The sequence below is a fragment of the Sphingopyxis sp. MG genome, assembly GCF_002953155.1.
In the GTDB taxonomy this organism is placed as follows: domain Bacteria; phylum Pseudomonadota; class Alphaproteobacteria; order Sphingomonadales; family Sphingomonadaceae; genus Sphingopyxis; species Sphingopyxis granuli.
Genome location: NZ_CP026381.1, coordinates 1,394,489 through 1,412,581, shown reverse-complemented (window position 1 = coordinate 1,412,581; position 18,093 = coordinate 1,394,489). Strand labels below are relative to the sequence as shown.

Sequence of the window (18,093 nt, the reverse complement as noted above, 5' to 3'; positions counted from 1 at the left end):
GTCTTCGGCGACAAGCGCCTGCATGTGGCCCTATCATCCCGATCTGCTCGCAACGCCGGTGCCGCGCTACACCAGCTTTCCGACGGCGGCAGAGTTCACCCCCGACGTCGGTCCCGACCGGTTCGCCGAAGCGGTCGCCACCGCGACCGGCGACGTCTCGCTCTATCTCCATATCCCCTATTGTGAGCATATCTGCTGGTATTGCGGCTGCAACACGGGCGCCGCCAACAAGGCGCAACGGCTGACCAGCTATCTGACCGCGCTGCACCGCGAGATCGCACTGGTCGCCGGATTGCTGCCCGCGAGCACGCGGGTGCGCCGCATCGCCTTTGGCGGCGGCAGTCCGAATGCGATCGCGCCGACCGATTTCATCCACCTGATGGAAGCGCTGGTCATCCATTTCCCGCTCGACGATCCGACCATCTCGATCGAACTCGATCCGCGTGCGATGTCGTCGACATGGGGCGATGTCGTCGCGGGGGTCGGTGCGACACAGGCCAGCCTGGGCGTCCAGACCTTCGCCCCGCATCTGCAGGCCGCGATAGGCCGCATCCAGCCGGTCGAGACGATCGAGGCAAGCGTCGAGACATTGCGCCGCGGCGGCATCCGATCGCTCAACTTCGACCTGATGTACGGACTGCCGGGGCAGACGCAGGACGATCTGGCCGATACGCTCGACCGCACGGTGCGCTTCGGCGCCGACCGCATCGCGCTGTTCGGCTATGCCCACGTCCCGCACCTGATCCCGCGCCAGCGGCGCATCGACGACAGCGCATTGCCGGGGCAAGCCGAGCGGTTCCGCATGGCGGCGCTCGGCCATCGGACGCTGGTCGAGGCGGGTTATGTCCCGATCGGCTTCGATCATTTCGCCCTGCCCGACGATCCGATCGCGCAGGCGGCGCGCGCCGGGCGGCTGCGGCGCAATTTCCAGGGCTTCACCGACGACGGCGCGCCGGCGCTGATCGGCCTCGGCGCTTCGGCGATCAGCAGCTTTCCCTCGCTGCTCGCACAGAATGAGAAGAATTCGGGGCGTTATCGCATGCTGTTGTCGCACGACATCCTGCCGATCGCGCTCGGCAAGGCGCGCGACGTCGAGGATCGCCGGCGCGGCGCGATCATCAGCGAATTGCTCTGCCACGGGCGGGCCCGGGCCGACAAGCCGCTGGTCGACGAGGCGTGGGAACGGCTGGCACCCTATGTCGAGGCCGGGCTGTGCTCGTTCGACCATGGGGCAGTGGCGATTCCGCCGGAGGGCCTGCCCTATGCCCGAAGCATCGCGGCGGCCTTCGACCCCTATCGCCAGCATTCGCCGCGGCGGTTCAGCTCGGCGGTCTAAGTCGGGTTTCGACGCGCTACCTCATCCGTTCGTCATGCTGAACTCGTTTCAGCATCCATTTTCTGCCGTTCGTGCTGACTCCGGATCACGTCGGCGTTTATACCCTTGAGACAAGAACGCCGGTGATCCCCGGCGAAAGCCGGGGTCCAGCTACGTGCGCCTGCCTCGCATGGGCCCCGGCTTTCGCCGGGGAACGCTCACCTGTCGGAAGGAGATGATTGCCGACCTGATCCTGGGGAAGCACCGTCCCTTTTGTTGCGGCGCCAAAAAAAGGACCGCCCCCTTCGACTGCCTTGCATACGCTCAGGACAGGCTTCGACAAGCTCAGGGCAACGGTTCAGATTTAGAGCAGCGTGCCATAAACCCGCAACGCCCCTATATCCGTTCGTGTCGAGCGCAGTCGAGACACCCATCGGCCTTGCGCCACGCTGATGGGTGTCTCGACTGCGCTCGACACGAACGGGACGATGGGTCAGATTTAAGGCTCGATGCTCTGACAATCACGAAAAAGCTGGTACGGGTGGCCGGACTCGAACCGGCATTCTGTTGCCAGAGGCGGATTTTGAATCCGCTGCGTCTACCAATTCCGCCACACCCGCACGGCGACCGCCCGGCGGGCCGATCGACAGATTCGCCCCTATAAGGATGCGCGCGGGGGATGGCCATAGCCTATCGTTGGCCCCGCGACGCCTCGGCCGGCGCGCCGTATGTCCCTATTTCTTAAGTTCGCGCGCCAGCGTCTTTTCGGTCGCCTTGCCATAGGGCGGCTTGAAACCCGCCAGCCCCGCGACATCGAACTTGGGCTGACGATAGACGGCACGCGCGTGGCTGAAGGTGCGGAAGCCGTCAACCCCGTGGTAATTGCCCATCCCCGACGGTCCGACCCCGCCGAAGGGCAGATCCTCCATCGCGTTGTGGAACAGCACGTCGTTGACGGTGACGCCGCCCGAGATAGTGCGGGTGAGCACGCGCTCCTCCTCGCTCCGGTCCTGGCCGAAATAATAGAGGCCGAGCGGACGGTCGTGCGCATTCACATAGTCGATGGCATCGTCGATCGTCCGATAGGTGCGCACCGGCAGGATCGGGCCGAAAATCTCTTCCTGCATCACCTTCATCTCGTCGGTCGCGCCGCGGACGATGTGGAGCGGCATCTTGTGGCCGTTCGAACTGGCGAAATCCTCGTTCCCCGGGTTGACCTCGATCACCTCGGCGCCCTTGTCGCGCGCATCGGCAAGGTAGGATTGCAGCCGGTCGTAATTGCGCGTGTTGACGACCGAGGTGTAGTCGTCGTTGGCGAGCAGGGTCGGATAGAGCGCGGCCGCCCCCTTGGCGACGCCGTCGATCACCGCCGCCTCCTGATCGTCGGGAACGAGCAGATAGTCGGGCGCGAGGCAGATCTGTCCGGCGTTCATCAGCTTGCCCATCGCGACGCGCTGTCCCGCCAGGTCCTTGTTCGCGCTGCGCCCGATGAAGGTCGGCGACTTGCCCCCGAGTTCGAGCGTCACCGGCACCAGATTTTCGGCGGCGGCGCGCATGATGTGCCGTCCGACGCTCGTCGCGCCGGTGAAGATCAGATGGTCGAAGGCGAGCTTCGAGAAGGCGATGCCGACCTCCGCATCGCCGGTGAACACCGCCATCTCGCTTTCGTCGAAATAGTCAGGAACGAGCCGCGCCATCAGCGTCGAGATATTCTCGGTGAACTCGCTCGGCTTGATCATCGCGCGATTGCCCGCGGCGAGGATGCCCGCCATCGGCACGAACACCATGCCAATCGGGAAGTTCCACGGGCTCACGACGCCGACGACACCCTTGGGCTGGTACATGACCTCTGCCTTCGCGCCGAGCAGGCCGAGCGGGAAGGTCGGCTTGCGCTTCTCCCCCCTCGCCCAGTTCGCGAGATGCTTCTTCGCATGCTTGAGCGCGCTGACCGAGGGCATGATGTCGGTCATCAGCGTCTGCTCGCGGCTGCGGTGGCCGAAATCCTCGCTGACCGCCTTGGCGAAATCCTCCGCATGATCGACGAGCAGCGCGATCGCGCGATCGATGCGGTCGCGGCGCACCGCGAGGCTTTCGGGCATGGCGGCGGTGAAGCTCGCCTTCTGCGCGGCAAGGACCTGCTGCATGCGGGCGGCTTTGCCGGCGATATCCTGCTTGATGGCGGTGGCCATGACCGTCTCCCCTATGACTTGCGGCCGGCAATTGACCATGCCGCGCGGCGGGTTGCAAGATGAAACCCGCCTGACGCGCGCGCAACCGGGCGGAAGGCCGCGTGGAAAGCATGCAAGAATAACGCAGCGAACGATTGTAGGACAGCGGTTTTCGGCAAACAAAAACCACGGGGGCCACCGCCCTCCTCCCCTCGCCGGCAGGCGGACGCAGGAGAGGAGGATTGCTCACCATGCCCCCTCCCTACCAGCCGAACGTGATACCGGCGCGCGCGCCCGTCGATCCTCCGACGGTCGATCCGGCGATGCCACTCGATACCCAGACACGCTCGCTGATACGGGCCACCAGAGACCCTGAAAATCCCTGCTGCCCGCGGAAAGTCGCCAGATTGAACGACAGGGCGAAGTCGACATCGGCGGGCATCACCGTTCCGCCCAACGCCATGGCCGTGGCAATCCCGCCGTCAGCACGGCGTGTCGCGCGGTTCAGGGCGCTGCCGATCGCGTTAACGCCGCTTTCGATCGCATCGAGCCTGTTTCCCAAATTCTGGAGAGCGTTGACGTCGAGATCGAGCGTCGCAAGATTGCCCGCGATGTCGGACGTCACGAGACTGACCGCGCCCTGCTGGGCGGCACGACTGGCGTCCGACGCGATGCCCGCCAGCTTGTATGTCGAGCGCGCGCTACCCAGCGCCACCTGATTGGCGCGCCCGGCCACCGCATCGGGGCCGATGGCGACCGCGCCGTCACCGGTGGCGCTTGCACCATTGCCCAGCGCAACCGCGCCGGCGCCATAGGCCTGATTGGCATTGCCAAGAGCAATGGCGCCGATACCCGTCGCGACATTGTCTTCGCCGATGGCAACCGCGCCGGTTCCGGTTGCGACATTGGGGTCGCCAATGGCAACGGCCCCATTGCCAGAGGCGATATTGCCGAAGCCGATCGACACCGCGTTGCCGTCCGTAGCCTGAGCGCCGCCACCGATGGCAACCGCATTGGGACCACTGGCGACCGGTGCGTCGCCCTCACCGCTGATGGCGATATGCTCGGTCCGGGCAAGCGAGACGCGGGCCTCCTGTGCCGCGCTGCGTGCATCCTCAGCCGCAGCGGTTGCCTCGACCGTAGCGGTGCGGGCACCTGCCGCCGCATTCACGGCATCCGCTGCGGCGGTCGTTGCGCCCGCAGCGGCCAAATTGGCCGACTGCGCGGCATCCCGCGCTGCAGAGGTTGCCGCGACGCTCGACTGAACCGCCGCACCCGCCTGATCTTCCAGCGTAGCGACACGCCCTTCCAGTCCCGCCACGGCCTGGTTGGTGTCATAAAGCTGGGCGCCCGTCACGGCGTCGCTGCTGTTTTCATCGATTGCGCCCGCTCCAACGCGGGTGATGACGCGAGTCTGCGACGCGTTGCCGACCGACAGCGTGTTCGCCGTATCCGCCAGCGATCCGGCGCCGAATGCGATAGCGCCTGCAGCAGACGCCGAAGCGCCCTTGCCGATCGCTATGGCGTCGTCGGCGCTCGCCGAAGCATCTGTCCCGATGGCGATGGCATCATTCGCACTCTCGTCTTCAACCGCAGCCGCGGCTGCGAACAGGATCGAACCCGTCGGAATCGAAAGGATATCGAAGCTCCGGCCACCCGTGCGTGCACCCGATCCGATAGCGATGGATGTCTTGCCTGCCGCATCCGCCTTGCCCCCGAGGGCGAGCGCCTGCTCCCCCGACGCCGCCGAAGAGGCGCCGATGGCAACGGCCTGCGTTCCCTGCGATGACGCATTGCCCCCCATCGCGAGCGATGTGTCGCCGGACGCATTCGATCCGTTGCCAAGCGCGAGCGTGCCAAGGCCAGCGACGACACCTGACGGAATGCTGGTTTCCAGTTGGGAAACGCGCTGGGACACGGCATCGAGTTGCCCCAAATTGACCGCGTCGGTTCCGCTTTGCCCGGCGGCGACATGAACGATGCGTCCGGGGGCATCAATCGAACCGACCGAAAGCGCGCCCGCGACGTCGCCGACTGCCCCGAAACCGATGGCCGTGGAACCGGTTGCGATGGCGATTGCGTTGACGCCGAACGCACTGCTGTAGTCGCCCGACGCGCGAACGCCGCTGCCTACCGCGACGGCGCTTATGCCCATTGCCGCTGCGGTTTCGTCGGTGTCGACGTTCAGATAATCGGGGGACAGGAAGTTGCCGTCGCCATTCCGGTCGTACCAGCCAGCCAGCGCCAGGCCGCCGGCGGCGCTCACGCCGGTGGCGGCATTCAGTCCCAGCGCGGTGCTGTAGTCGCCCAGCGCGGTGCTGTAGGTGCCGATGGCATGGCTGAATGTACCGGATGCGCCATTGCCGTAACCGAAAGCGGAGCTTACTATGCCGCTCGCGGTGTTTGCGATGCCCAATGCGGTGCTTCCGGTGGCGGAGCTGTGATTGCCGATACCGGCCGCGACCGAGACGGCCGCGCCGTCCGCGACATTCTGCATCCCCATCGCCACATTCGTTTGTCCGAGCGCCTCATTGGCGGCGCCCATGGCGACGCCGTTCGAGCCATCCGCCAGATTGGCCGTCCCAACCGCGATGGCGCGCTGACCGCTGGCCGTGTTCGACACGCCGACGGCGACAGCGCCTTCGCCCATCGCCACCGACAGATCGCCGGTGGCGAAGCTCGCCTCTGGATCGACCGGCGTGGGAGTCGGGGTTGGGGTCGGGGTTGGGGTTGGGGTTGGGGCTGGGGTTGGGGTCGGTTGTGGAGGATCGGCGGGGCAAAAGCCGGTGAAACTGATCAAACCACCCGGACACAAAGTATAGGCCGGATCGTCCGCAAGGGCCGCCGAAGGCGACAGGGCGAACAGGAAGCCGGCGGCCCCCAGGACGCTTCCCGGCCATATGAAACGATCCCGGCGGACCAGACGCAGCCGACGTTCCGCGCGTGCGGCAGCGCTGACTTTGTGAAACCCATTCGACAATCGCCCCATCTCTACCTCCTTGGTCAGACCGGGCGCGTCGGGCCCCGGCCGCAGATCAAATCGGTCGCCTGCATAGACGCGGCGGATGCCCGGCCGTTAGTGCGGCTGTTTCAGCCTTCGGCCGCTTGTCTCGATGAAGCGAATCCCGGCCAGTTGAACGCCATCGAGAGATACGCTAGAAAAAAGGGGGGGCGAATATGGAGAAAAAACGCAATTTGAGCGCTCAACGAGCGGCGCGTTTCTTTTCGGTCAATACGAACGGTGTCGCTCCGGACGATGCATTCGAATTCTGGCGATCGCATTTCCCCGAGGTGGATCTGGCGCCGATGCCGCTGCTCGATCACAGCCACTATGGCGCGGGCGTCATCGGCTGCGAGGGGGACGACGGGATCGGCTTTTCCGAAACGGTCTGCGCTCCCACCAAAGCCCGGTTTACCGAAGTGGACGAGCGGGACATGTGCCTGGCGCTGGTCAGCGGCGGCGCGATCGAGGTGACCGACCGCGGCGACGGCCGGACCCTTTTTTCACACGCGTCAGGCATCGCCCTGTTCGACGCGCAGCGCGCACGCACGGCGAATTCGCCCGCCGGTTATCGCGCTTTCTATATCTCGTTGCCTCGCGCGTTGGTGCACCGGGCAACCGGCCTGTCCTCCTTGCGGGGAGACGACCCCCTGATGCGCCTTCCCGATACGCCGCTGGCGCGAATGATTGCAATCGACCTGCGGGCGATGGCGCAACTCGGCCCGAAGATGGACGCCGCGGCATCGGGTGCGGCCATGGATTCGCTCGGGTTGTTGGTCCGCGCCTATCTTGCACAATGCGGCGAGCGGTTCGGGGTGAACCGGCCCATGGCCGACCGATCGCTGTTCGCCGCCGCCTGCCGCTTTATCGATCAGCATCGCGCTGATACGCGCCTGACGGTCGGCGCGGTCGCGCAGGCGCTTCATTGCTCGCGCGCCCGCCTCTATCGCCTGTTCGATCGGCGCGGAGTGGCCGTAGCGGAATATATTCGCGATGTTCGGCTGAACGGTGCGCGCCAGTTGCTGCGCGACCTGAGCCTGGACATCGGCGAGGTCGCCCTGCAAAGCGGCTACGAAGACCCGTCCGCCTTCACCAAGGCCTTTCGCCGCCGCTTCGGCATGACTCCACGCGACTGGCGGTCGTCACTGGGCTGAAGACGGACGGTGGCCAGGTTCCGTCATCGCCCGGCGCTCGATCGACGATACGGCTCAATCTTCTTTCGCACGTGCAGCATTTCCGCTAGACCGGCGTCCGACCTTTTCCACCGGAGTCTCGCATCATGACCGCAACCGATCCCGTCGTCTTTCTTTCCTATGCCCGCACCCCGATGGGCGGCATGCAGGGCGTGCTGTCGGACGCGAGTGCGACCGATCTGGGCGCGACCGCGGTCAAGGCGGCGGTCGAGCGCGCCGGGGTGAAGGGCGAGGATGTCGAGCGTATCTACATGGGCTGCGTCCTCCCCGCCGGGCTGGGTCAGGCGCCGGCGCGGCAGGCGGCGATCAAGGCGGGCCTGCCCAAGTCGGTGCAGGCGACCACCGTCAACAAGGTGTGCGGTTCGGGCATGCAGACCGTGATCATGGGCGCCGAGGCGCTGGCGGCGGGCAGCATCGACCTGGTCGTCGCGGGCGGCATGGAATCGATGACCAACGCGCCCTATCTGCTCAAGAAGCATCGCTCCGGCGCGCGGATCGGCCACGACACCGCCTATGACCATATGTTCCTCGACGGGCTCGAGGATGCCTATGAGGCGGGCCGCGCGATGGGCACCTTCGCACAGGACACCGCCGACGCCTATCAGCTCAGCCGTCAGGCGCAGGACGATTATGCGATCGAATCGCTGAAGCGCGCGCAGGCGGCGATCGCGGGCGGCGCCTTCGCCACCGAGATTACGCCGGTGACGCTGACCACGCGCAAGGGCGAAGTCGTCGTCGACACCGACGAACAGCCCGGCAAGGGCAACCCCGACAAGATTCCGACGCTGCGCCCCGCTTTCTCCAAGGACGGCACGATCACCGCCGCGACCAGCTCGTCGATTTCCGACGGCGCCGCCGCAGTCGTGCTGACGCGCCAGTCGGTCGCCGATGCGAAGGGCGCGAAGCCGGTCGCGAAGCTGGTCGCCCACGCCGCACACGCGCAGGAGCCCAAGGATTTCACCGTCGCCCCGGTCGGCGCGATCAACAAGGTGCTGGAAAAAGCGGGCTGGTCGATTGCCGATGTCGACCTGTTCGAGGTCAACGAGGCCTTCGCCTGCGTCGCGATGTTCGCGATGCACGATCTGGGCATTCCGCATGACAGGATCAACGTCCACGGCGGCGCGACCGCGCTCGGCCACCCGATCGGCGCGAGCGGCACGCGCATCATCACGACGCTGATCGCGGCGCTCCAGCGTCACGGCAAGACGCGCGGCATCGCGAGCCTGTGCATCGGCGGCGGCGAGGCCACGGCGGTGGCGGTCGAACTGGTCTGACAGGGCATAGACTTCGTCTTTGCGACCCCCGACCTGATCGACATATATATCCTTAAGGCAAGTAGGGGCCTGTTCCCCGACGAAAGCCGGGGTCCGGATGGCACGGCGCTGCCCGCATGGCCCCCGGCTTTCGCCGGGGAACGGTTGCCGGTCGAAAAGGGATATTGCCGAGCCGATCCGGGGGAAGCAATTCAGCGCAGTTACCGCCCGCTCTGGATTGCCGCGGGGCTTCGCTCCTCCCGCCATTCGACCGCGACAAACTGCGACACTGATGAGCCGAAGATAAACGCGGCATTCCGGGTTCGTTCAAACCGACTCGCCTAATCCTTTCCCTGTCATCGGGCAGATCCCCTCCCCCGTGACCGATCAAAGGAATGGCACCATGAAGAATAAAATTCTCACCGCCGGCCTGATTGCCGCGATGATGGTTCCCGCGATGGCGCAGGCCCAGACGCACGAGCTGCGCCGCGACCGGCAGGACATCCGCTATGCGCAGACGCACGGCAACCAGCGCGACGTGCGCGATGCGAAGCGCGAATATCGCCAGGACGTCCGCGACTGGCGCCGCGACAATCGCTATCAGAACTGGCGCGCCCCGTTCAAATATCAGCAGTTCCGCGCCGGTTCGACGCTGCGCTCCAACTATTATGCGCCGGCCTATCGGCTAAATTATGACAGCCGCTGGGGCGTGCCGCGTGCGGGCCGTAACCTCGCCTATGTCCGCCACTACAACGACCTGTTGCTGGTCAATGTGCGCAGCGGCAAGGTGATGAAGGTTTACCGCAACCACTTCCGCTGGCGCTGATCACCGGCGGGCGGTCGAAGGGTCGGGCGTTCGCGCCCGGCCCTTTTTCCTTGTCCTGACCAAGAAGGGTCAGGCCGGAAGGGTCGAGGGCGCCGGCAGCGGGGCCTTGTCGCCGGCGGCTTTGGCAACCGGCCGGAGCCACGGGCGGCGCACCAGCCGACCGGCCGCGATCAGCGCCGCCGCGGCCAGCGCGATCCCCGCGAGAACGTCGACCAGATAATGCGCGCCGTCGATCGGCGTCGCCAACAGCATCAGACCGGCCCACAGCATCCCCGCCCATCCGGCGCGGCCCAGCTGCGCAAATCCCCAGATGAAGATCGCGCCGAGCGCGGAATGATAGCTGGGAAAGGTGATGATCCCCTCGATCCGCGTCACGTCGATCAGACGCAAGCTGCCGTCGCGCAGCCCCGTCAGGTCGGCGTAGTGGACGACGGCCGCCGCGGGCCGCAGGTTCGGCAGATCGCCGGGACCAAGGTTCAGGTGGATATAATTTCCGACCGCCGGCGTCAGGCCCGAAAGCAGCACCGCCGCCAGCCCCGCGAGAATCGCGGCGCATATCGCGATCCGCATCTCGCGCAGCCGGTTCGTGGCGGTCAGGGCGAGCACCATCACCAGAAGCTGCGGGATCATGCTGACATAGGCCCAGCGATAGAGGGTGGCGAGCGTCGGATGATCGTTGACCCAGCGCGCATAGCCGAGCCAGTCGAAGCCGAGCGCCAGGTCCCAGCGCTGAAGCCGCGCATCCCAGAGCGCCCCGCCCTGCGCGGCGACCAGATAGCTGAGGATGCCGCCAACGATCGAGAAGAGGATGATCAGCATGACCGACGTGACCAGCGCGGCAAAGGCCGGGCGGACGCGATAGCGGGTATAGAAGCGGTCGGTGGTCCACAGCAGGCCGATCATCGCGGCCGATCCGCCGAAGCCGTTCGCCGCGAAAGCGAAAGGCGCGGCAAGTTGGAAAGCGATCAGGAACAGCAGGCAGAGCCCGATGAGCAGCCAGGACGCGTCGTCGAAACCCTGTGATTCGGGTTCACGATGGAGGGATGCGCTCATGGTCCGCCTGTTAGCGGCGCGCGCATAAAATTCGATTAATGGCGGCCCCGATCGACCGCGCGCGCGCGAAAAATCAATCGCCCCAGATATGCGCGGTTTCGATCCAGCCGCGGCGGCCCTTGACGTCGAAGCGGCACCAGCCGTCGCGGCAATCGCTGATCCGGCCGACGACGCCGGCTTCGGCACGATAGGCGACAGGCGCGGATTCGTTCGGCGATTCGCGCATCGGGCGGGTTCCGCCGGTGACGATCGCGGTGCGCGTCCGGCTGAGCAGCCGCGCCGCCATCCAGCCGCGGGTGCCGTCGGGATCCTCGACCTTGCGCCATAGTTCGTGCCGCGCGATCACCTTCACCGGCAGGTCCCTGCGGCGATATTCCCAGATCACCGGCACGTCGGGCGATGGCCCCTTGCGCATCCGCGCCTCGTCGACGCTGATCGAGGCCCAATAGGGCAGTTGCGGGTCGGACTGGGCGGCGGCGGGGCCGATCACGGCCACCAGCGCCAGCACAGCGAGAATCTGGCGGCTTTTCATGGCCGATGCCTTGTCAAACTCCGCCCGCTTTTTCAACCGCTCGCGGCACGCGCGGCACGGTTCGTCCACAGGCTTCGTCGCGCCCGCCCCTCTTGACCCCTTCGCCGCGGCACGCTCTATCGGCGGTCATGTCCGATTCCTCCCGTCCCCGGCGCCCGCGCGTCATCGTCACCCGCCAGCTCATGCCGCACGTCGAAGGGCGCATGGCCGAGCTGTTCGACGTCACCCTCTCGGCGCGCGACCGCGCCTTCACGATCGACGAACTGCGCGCCGCGGTGCAGAATTGCGACGTGCTCGTTCCGACGGTGACCGACCGCATCGACGCGGAGATCATCGCGGCGGCGGGCGAGCGGCTGAAGCTGATCGCCAATTTCGGCGCCGGCGTCGATCATATCGACCTGGCCGCGGCGCGCGCAAAGGGCATCATGGTCGCGAACACCCCCGGCGTGTTCACCGAGGACACCGCCGACATGACGATGGCGCTGATCCTGTCGGTCCCGCGCCGGCTGGCCGAGGGCGAGAAGCTGATGCGATCGGGCCGGTGGGAAGGCTGGGCGCCCAGCACGATGCTCGGCCGCCGCGTCGGGGGCAAGCTGCTCGGCATCATCGGCATGGGGCGCATCGGGCTGGCGGTCGCGCGCCGCGCCCGCGCCTTCGGCCTGTCAATCCACTATCACAACCGCCGGCGCCTGCCCGAAGCGATCGAGGACGAACTGGGCGCGAGCTATCACGCGAGCGTCGACACGCTGCTGCGGATCAGCGACGTGGTGACGATCCACTGCCCGCACACCACCGAGACGCACGAGATGGTGAACGCGGCGCGGATCGCGGCGATGAAGCCGACCGCCTATCTGATCAACACCGCGCGCGGAGAAATTATCGACGAAAAGGCGCTGATCGCGGCGCTGAAGAGCCGCCGCATCGCGGGCGCCGGGCTCGACGTCTATGCGCAGGAACCGGTGGTCGATCCCGAACTGCTGACGCTCGACAATGCGGTACTGCTGCCGCACCTCGCCTCGGCGACGATCGAGGGGCGCGAGGCGTCGGGCGAAAAGGTCATCGCCAACATCCGCGCCTGGGCCGACGGCCACCGGCCGCCGGACCAGGTGCTGGAGGGGTGGGTGTAGTTTCCCAACGGGCGCGTTGAGCCGCTCTGGATTGCTTCGCTTCGCTCGCAATGACGGTGCGCTATGAAACTCCGTCATTGCGAGCGAAGCGAAGCAATCCAGAGTGTCACTCGCTGCCGTCGAGAATGTCAGGCCACAAATCGCGCCAGAGCGGATTTTCCGCCTCGATCAGCGCCAGTTTCTTCGCGCGGCTGCCAGCTTTAAGTTGCTTTTCCCGCGCAATGGCAAATTCCATGTTTGCGTGAATTTCAAACCACACAAGCATCCCGCAATCATAACGACCGGAAAAGCCGCCCAATCCTTCGCGATGCTGCCACACGCGCTGCGCCAAGTTCGAGGTTACGCCAGTATACAGCGTCCCGTTGCGCCGGCTCGCCATGATATAGACCGCCGGCTGACGTTCGCGCATGGCCTCACATCAATAGAAGCTTGTCATTGCGAGGCGCAGCGAAGCAATGACGGGGACATATTCAATCCCCCGTCAGGATGCGGTCCACCAGTTCCTTCACCGTCGGGGTGAAGTTGTTCGAGTAGAAGGGGTCAGTCTTGAAATTGAACGCGGCGTGGCCCGCGAACATCAGATTCTGCTCGACGTCGCCGCCGTGCGCGATGTCCTGCAGCGTCTTCTGGATGCAAAAGCTGCGCGGGTCGGCGAGATAGCCGGTCGAATAATCGTCATGGTCTTTCCACGACGAGAAGCCGCAATGCGACAGGCAGCCCATGCAGTCGGCCTGGTCCTTGCGGATCGTGGCCTTGTCGGTCTCGGTGACGAAGACCACCGTGTTGTCGGGGGTCTTGAGCGCGGTGGTATAGCCTTCGGCGACCCAGCCCCGCGCACGGTCGCGGTCGTGCGGGGTGACCCAGAAATTCTTGCCCTTCACCCCGGCGTCGAGCTGGACGACATGGTCGCCCGCCTGTTGCTTCGAATAGGGAATCTGGCGTTCCGAGCGCGCCTCGAGGTCACGCAGGAACGGGTTGCGCACCGCGCTCGAATAAAAGCCGGTGGGCGAGAAGCGGTGGAGCAGCACGTCGCCGTCTTCTAGGGTGCGCAAGCGATCCTTCCACGCCTGCGGGATCGGGCTTTCCTGCGTCAGCAGCGGCCGCGTGCCGTACTGGAATACGATCTGGCCGAGTTCGGGATTGTCGATCCAGTCTTCCCAGTCGCGCAGATACCAGACGCCGCCCGCCATCACGATCGGCACGCTGTCGGCGATCCCCTCTGCGCGCATCGTGTCGCGCAGCGCCTTGACGCGCGGATAGGGATCCTCGGGCTTCAGCGGGTCCTCGGCATTCGACAGGCCGTTGTGGCCGCCGGCGAGCCACGGGTCCTCGTACACCACCGCCGCCATCAGGTCGGCGACCTTGTTGTAGGCGCGCTTCCACAAGGCGCGGAAGGCACGCGCCGACGAGATGATCGGCAGATAATGGACATTGTGCCGCGCCGCGATCTCGCTGAGCTTGTAGGGCATGCCCGCGCCGCAGGTGACGCCGGTGACGAGCCCCTTCGTCCGTTCGAGCACGCCTTCGAGCACGCGCTGCGCCCCGCCCATTTCCCACAGGACGTTGATGTTGATCGCACCCTGGCCGCCGGCGATGTCGTGGGCGCGCGTCACCTGCTCGACCGCGCCGTCGATCGCATATTGCACCAGTTCGTCGTGCCGCTCGCGCCGCGTCAGCGCGCGATAGACTTGCGGGACGATCTTGCCCTCCGCATCATAGCTGTCGGCGTTGACCGCCGAAACCGTGCCGATCCCGCCCGCCGCGGCCCAGGCGCCGCTGGAGGCGTGGTTGGTCGCCGACACGCCCTTGCCCCCCTCGACCAGCGGCCAGACTTCGCGGCCGCCGTAAAGGATGGGCTTCAAACCTTTGAACACTCTATACCTCTTTCTCTCGGCCAACCGCCTGCTCGGCTCCGGCCCCCATTTTCCGTTTCCGTAAGCGGAAGACGGCCCCCTTTGTCAATCGATCGCGACCCGTTCGCCGCCGAACAGGCCATATCCACCCAGCGGTCGAGCATAAAGCTTTTCATAGGCCGCGACCATCGTTGATTCGTCGAAGCGTTCGGCGGCGACGCGCCGATTCGCCGCGCCGACGGCCGCCCGCAATGCGGCGGCGCCCGCCATCCGCGCCAGCGCGGCGCGAAACGCGCTTTCGTCGCCGGCGACGAACGGCCGGTTCGCGTCCGACACCATCGCCGCGACGTCGCCGACGTCGGGGCTGACGACGGGAAGCCCCGCCGCCATCGCCTCGATCACCGCGATCGGCGCCTGTTCGCTGAGCGACGACAGCGCGAGCAGATCGAAATGGCCGATCCAGCGCGCCGGCTGCGCCATGAAACCGGGCATGACGAGACGGTCGGCGATGCCGCACGCCGCCGCCTCCGCGGCGATGGCGTCGCGATCCGGCCCCTCGCCGACGATCGCGAGCCGCACGTGCGGCGGCAACGTCGCCACCGCGCGCACGAGGCGCGGCAGGTCCTTCACCTTGCGCAGCCCGGCAACGGTGCCGATCACCACCTCGCCCTCGCGCCGGATGAGGCCGGGGATCGGCACATCCGGCGCGAGGCCATAGGCGGCGACGTCGATGCCGTTGCGGATCAGCCGGGTGCGGTCGGCAACGCCCCATTCGGCGGCGGCGATCCGCTGGAGCAGCGTCGAGGGCACGACGAGCGCCTCCGCCGAACGCAGCACAAGGCGACGGAACAGATTGCGCTTCCAGTTACGCCGCGCGCTTTCATCCTCGTTGAACCCGTCCTCATGGTGGATCAGGCCCGGCAAGCCGCGCCGATGGAGCCGATGCGCCATCACCCCGTCCATGGCGCCCCAATTGTAGCTGAGCGCGAGATCGAAATCCTGCAAGTAGCGCGCGATCTCGCGGTAGCGCGCCAGCGACGGCCGCCCGGCGAGCGACGGCGCGTCGGCGGGGAAACGCACGTCGATGCCCGGCGCGATCGCGTCGCGCGCGCCGAGCGCGCCGGGCACCGCCGACAGCACGACGTGCCGCGCGCGATCCTCCATCAGGTTCATCAGCCGCACCGCCCGCACCTCCTTGCCGCCCAGCGAAAAGCTGGAGTGGAGGTGGACGATGCGAACCGGGCGATCGCGCGCGATCGCGGGGCGAACCGGACGCTCGCGCGCGATCGCGGGCCGGTCCTTCACGCCGCGGGCAGGTCCGCGATCCACGCGTCGATCGCCGCGCGCGCTTCGGGTTCGTCCATCGTCGGGGCATGGCCGACGCCGGGCACCTCGACCAGCCGCGCGCCCGGCAGGGCCGCCGCCATCTTCGCGGCCGCGCGTCCCGCCAATATGTCCGACAGCGCCCCGCGCAGGATCAGCACCGGCGCGTCGCCGAAGGCGCGATAGGCGGGCCACAGGTCGACCCCGTCGCCGGCGGGCAGGCGCAGCGGCGCGGCGATCTGCTTGTCGTAATCGGCGACGATCCGCCCCTCCGGGGTCAGCCGATGGGTGCGCTTGGTCAGCCGCAGCCAGTCGTGGATACCATAGTGCGGAAAGACCGCGTGGTTCAGGTCGCGGAACGCGCGCGCAGCGTGCATCCACGTCGGCTGGCTGCCCCCCACGCCGATATAGTCGCGGATGCGGTCGAGCCCGGCGCTTTCGAGTTCGGGCCCGACATCGTTGAGCAACGCGCCGGCCAGCCGCCCCGGCAGGCTCGCCGCCATCAGCATCGACACCAGCCCGCCAAGCGAGGTCCCGACGGTCGCGAAGCGCCCGATCCCCAGTTCGTCGAGCAGCGCCACCATGTCCTGAACATAGGTCAGCGGGACATAGGTCATCGGGTCCTTCGCATAGGCGCTTTCGCCGCGCCCGCGGAATTCGGCGACGATCACGCGCCGCCGCGCCGCCATGTGCGGCGCCACCGCCTCGAAGTCGCGGGCGTTGCGCGCGAGCCCCGGCATGCACAGGATCGGTGGCAGCGCAGCCGCCTCCTCCGGGCCGGGATAGAGGCGCGCGTGCAGCCGGACGCCGTCGGCCGACCACCAATAATGGTCGTCCCACTCGCGGCGATGATCCTGTCTTGCCAAAATGGCGGGTCCCCTTCCTGTCCGCACGGACGCCCTGCTGCGTCTATCGCCAACCCGGCGCGCCGCGCAAGCCATCCCGCGCCGCCGCCGGTTGCCGCGGGCGGCTTTCACCGATAAGAGGCGAGCGACCATGAGCGAAGCCCTGCTTTCCTTCGAACCCGCCACCGGAAAAGAGCTTTGGCGCGGCGCGATCAGCGATGTCGACGCAGAGGTCGCGATCGCCCGCCGCGGCTGGCCCGAATGGGCGGCAAAGCCGCTCACCTTCCGCTCCGAAACGCTGCGCCGCTTTGCCGACCGGGTGAAGGCGGAGGGAGAGACGCTCGCCGACCTGATCGCGCGCGAAACCGGCAAGCCATTGTGGGAAGCGCGCACCGAGGTCGAATCGGTCGCGAACAAGGTCGACATCTCGATCAAGGCCTATGCCGAACGCACCCCGAACCGCCGCATCGAGGGCGCGATGGGCCTGCGCAACGCGGTGCGGCACAAGCCGCACGGGACGCTCGCGGTTCTCGGCCCCTATAATTTCCCGGCGCATCTGCCGAACGGCCACATCGTCCCGGCGCTGCTCGCGGGCAATTCGGTGCTGTTCAAGCCGTCGGAAAAGACCCCGGCGGTCGGCGCGAAGCTGGTCGAACTGTTCCACGAAGCGGGGGTACCGCAAGAGGTGCTGCGGCTGATCGTCGGCGGCCCCGATCAGGGCAAGGCGCTGGCGGGGCACGAGGGCATCGACGGGCTGCTGTTCACCGGATCGGCACGGACCGGCGTCGCGCTGAGCCGCCAGTTCGCCGGTCAGCCGGGCAAGATACTGGCGCTCGAAATGGGCGGCAACAACCCGATCGTCGCATGGGACACCGCGGACATCCGTACCGCCGCCATCCTGATCGTCCAGTCGGCCTTCCTCAGCGCCGGGCAGCGGTGCAGCAACGCGCGGCGGCTGATCGTCCGGGACAGCATGGCCGACGCGCTGATCGAGGAGGTCAAGGCGCTCGCAAACCGGCTGATCGTCGATCATCCGCACGCCGACCCCGCCCCCTATATGGGGCCGGTGATCGACAATGAGGCGGCCGACGGCCTGACCGAGAGCTTCCTGATCCTGATGTCCAACGGCGGTCAGGTCGTCCGCCACATGACGCGGCCGGTCGAGGGTCGCCCCTTCCTGACCCCCGGCATCATCGACGTGACCGACATGCGCGAGCGCCCCGATGTCGAACTGTTCGGCCCGCTGCTCCAGGTCATTCGCGTCGACAGCTTCGAGGCGGCCATCGCCGAGGCGAACAACACCCACTTCGGCCTGTCGGCGGCGCTGATCGGCGGCAATCCGCAACTTTACGACCAGTTCTGGGCCAATGCCCGCGCCGGCGTCATCAACTGGAACCGGCCGACCAACGGCGCCTCGTCCGCCGCGCCCTTCGGCGGCATCGGGCTGTCGGGGAATCACCGGCCGAGCGCCTTCTACGCCGCGGACTATTGTGCCTATCCGGTGGCGTCGTCCGAAAGCGACGCGATGCGCGCCTCGATCGGCATCGGCCTGCGCGATCCCGAAGGGTCGAAGCTGATCCGCAAGGGTTTTCTCTGAGCGCGGG

General features: G+C 66.9%; 14 protein-coding genes and 1 tRNA gene. 6 read left to right on the top strand and 9 right to left on the bottom strand.

Annotation, left to right across the window (positions count from 1 at the left end):
- The first annotated feature begins 22 nt into the window (after positions 1-22).
- Complete coding sequence (gene hemN / locus C3E99_RS06485; protein ID WP_076075660.1) at positions 23-1,336, top strand: oxygen-independent coproporphyrinogen III oxidase; 1,314 nt, start codon at positions 23-25, stop codon at positions 1,334-1,336.
- Positions 1,337-1,848: 512 nt separating this feature from the next.
- Here hemN and C3E99_RS06480 read toward each other — a convergent pair.
- From C3E99_RS06480 to C3E99_RS06470, 3 genes are all read right to left on the bottom strand, one after another.
- A tRNA-Leu gene (locus C3E99_RS06480) sits at positions 1,849-1,935 on the bottom strand.
- Between the two features lie 114 nt (positions 1,936-2,049).
- Positions 2,050-3,504, bottom strand: coding sequence for a coniferyl aldehyde dehydrogenase (locus C3E99_RS06475; protein WP_076075662.1), 1,455 nt, complete (start codon positions 3,502-3,504; stop codon positions 2,050-2,052).
- A 241-nt stretch (positions 3,505-3,745) separates the two neighbouring features.
- Positions 3,746-6,472 carry a YadA-like family protein gene (locus C3E99_RS06470; RefSeq protein WP_199775072.1) on the bottom strand — a complete coding sequence of 909 codons (2,727 nt, stop codon included), beginning with the start codon at positions 6,470-6,472 and terminating at the stop codon, positions 3,746-3,748.
- A gap of 188 nt (positions 6,473-6,660) precedes the next feature.
- Between C3E99_RS06470 and C3E99_RS06465 the strand changes: the two genes are divergently transcribed.
- The 3 genes from C3E99_RS06465 to C3E99_RS06455 all read left to right on the top strand — a co-directional run bounded on the left by C3E99_RS06465 (position 6,661) and on the right by C3E99_RS06455 (position 9,756).
- On the top strand, positions 6,661-7,638 hold the full coding sequence (locus C3E99_RS06465; RefSeq protein ID WP_076075670.1) for a helix-turn-helix transcriptional regulator: 978 nt from the start codon (positions 6,661-6,663) through the stop codon (positions 7,636-7,638).
- 125 nt (positions 7,639-7,763) lie between these two features.
- Positions 7,764-8,951: an acetyl-CoA C-acyltransferase gene (locus tag C3E99_RS06460; RefSeq protein ID WP_076075673.1), complete on the top strand. Its 1,188-nt coding sequence runs from the start codon at positions 7,764-7,766 to the stop codon at positions 8,949-8,951.
- A 382-nt stretch (positions 8,952-9,333) separates the two neighbouring features.
- Entirely contained in the window at positions 9,334-9,756 is a 423-nt protein-coding gene (locus C3E99_RS06455) for an RcnB family protein (protein WP_067110026.1), read from the top strand.
- 69 nt (positions 9,757-9,825) lie between these two features.
- On the opposite strand, the gene C3E99_RS06450 is transcribed toward C3E99_RS06455, so the two are convergent.
- On the bottom strand, positions 9,826-10,809 hold the full coding sequence (locus C3E99_RS06450; protein WP_104959565.1) for a phosphatase PAP2 family protein: 984 nt from the start codon (positions 10,807-10,809) through the stop codon (positions 9,826-9,828).
- Between the two features lie 73 nt (positions 10,810-10,882).
- A complete protein-coding gene (locus tag C3E99_RS06445; protein WP_067184039.1) occupies positions 10,883-11,341 on the bottom strand; it encodes an SH3 domain-containing protein in 459 nt (152 codons plus the stop codon).
- Positions 11,342-11,469: 128 nt separating this feature from the next.
- On the opposite strand from C3E99_RS06445, the gene C3E99_RS06440 reads away from it, so the two are divergent.
- Positions 11,470-12,468, top strand: a complete 999-nt coding sequence (locus C3E99_RS06440) for a 2-hydroxyacid dehydrogenase (protein WP_104959564.1) — start codon at positions 11,470-11,472, stop codon at positions 12,466-12,468.
- A gap of 106 nt (positions 12,469-12,574) precedes the next feature.
- Here C3E99_RS06440 and C3E99_RS06435 read toward each other — a convergent pair whose 3' ends face one another.
- From C3E99_RS06435 to C3E99_RS06420, 4 genes are all read right to left on the bottom strand, one after another.
- On the bottom strand, positions 12,575-12,877 hold the full coding sequence (locus C3E99_RS06435) for a GIY-YIG nuclease family protein (RefSeq protein WP_076075678.1): 303 nt from the start codon (positions 12,875-12,877) through the stop codon (positions 12,575-12,577).
- Positions 12,878-12,938: 61 nt separating this feature from the next.
- A complete protein-coding gene (locus tag C3E99_RS06430; protein ID WP_067110015.1) occupies positions 12,939-14,342 on the bottom strand; it encodes an NAD(P)H-dependent flavin oxidoreductase in 1,404 nt (467 codons plus the stop codon).
- An 84-nt stretch (positions 14,343-14,426) separates the two neighbouring features.
- Complete coding sequence (locus tag C3E99_RS06425) at positions 14,427-15,578, bottom strand: glycosyltransferase (protein ID WP_234002665.1); 1,152 nt, start codon at positions 15,576-15,578, stop codon at positions 14,427-14,429.
- A 44-nt stretch (positions 15,579-15,622) separates the two neighbouring features.
- Positions 15,623-16,510 carry an alpha/beta fold hydrolase gene (locus tag C3E99_RS06420; RefSeq protein WP_076075680.1) on the bottom strand — a complete coding sequence of 296 codons (888 nt, stop codon included), beginning with the start codon at positions 16,508-16,510 and terminating at the stop codon, positions 15,623-15,625.
- A gap of 130 nt (positions 16,511-16,640) precedes the next feature.
- Here C3E99_RS06420 and astD point away from each other — a divergent pair, with 130 nt between their 5' ends.
- Positions 16,641-18,086 (top strand): succinylglutamate-semialdehyde dehydrogenase, encoded by a 1,446-nt coding sequence (gene astD, locus C3E99_RS06415; protein ID WP_076075683.1) that lies wholly within the window; start codon positions 16,641-16,643, stop codon positions 18,084-18,086.
- Positions 18,087-18,093 lie beyond the last annotated feature (7 nt).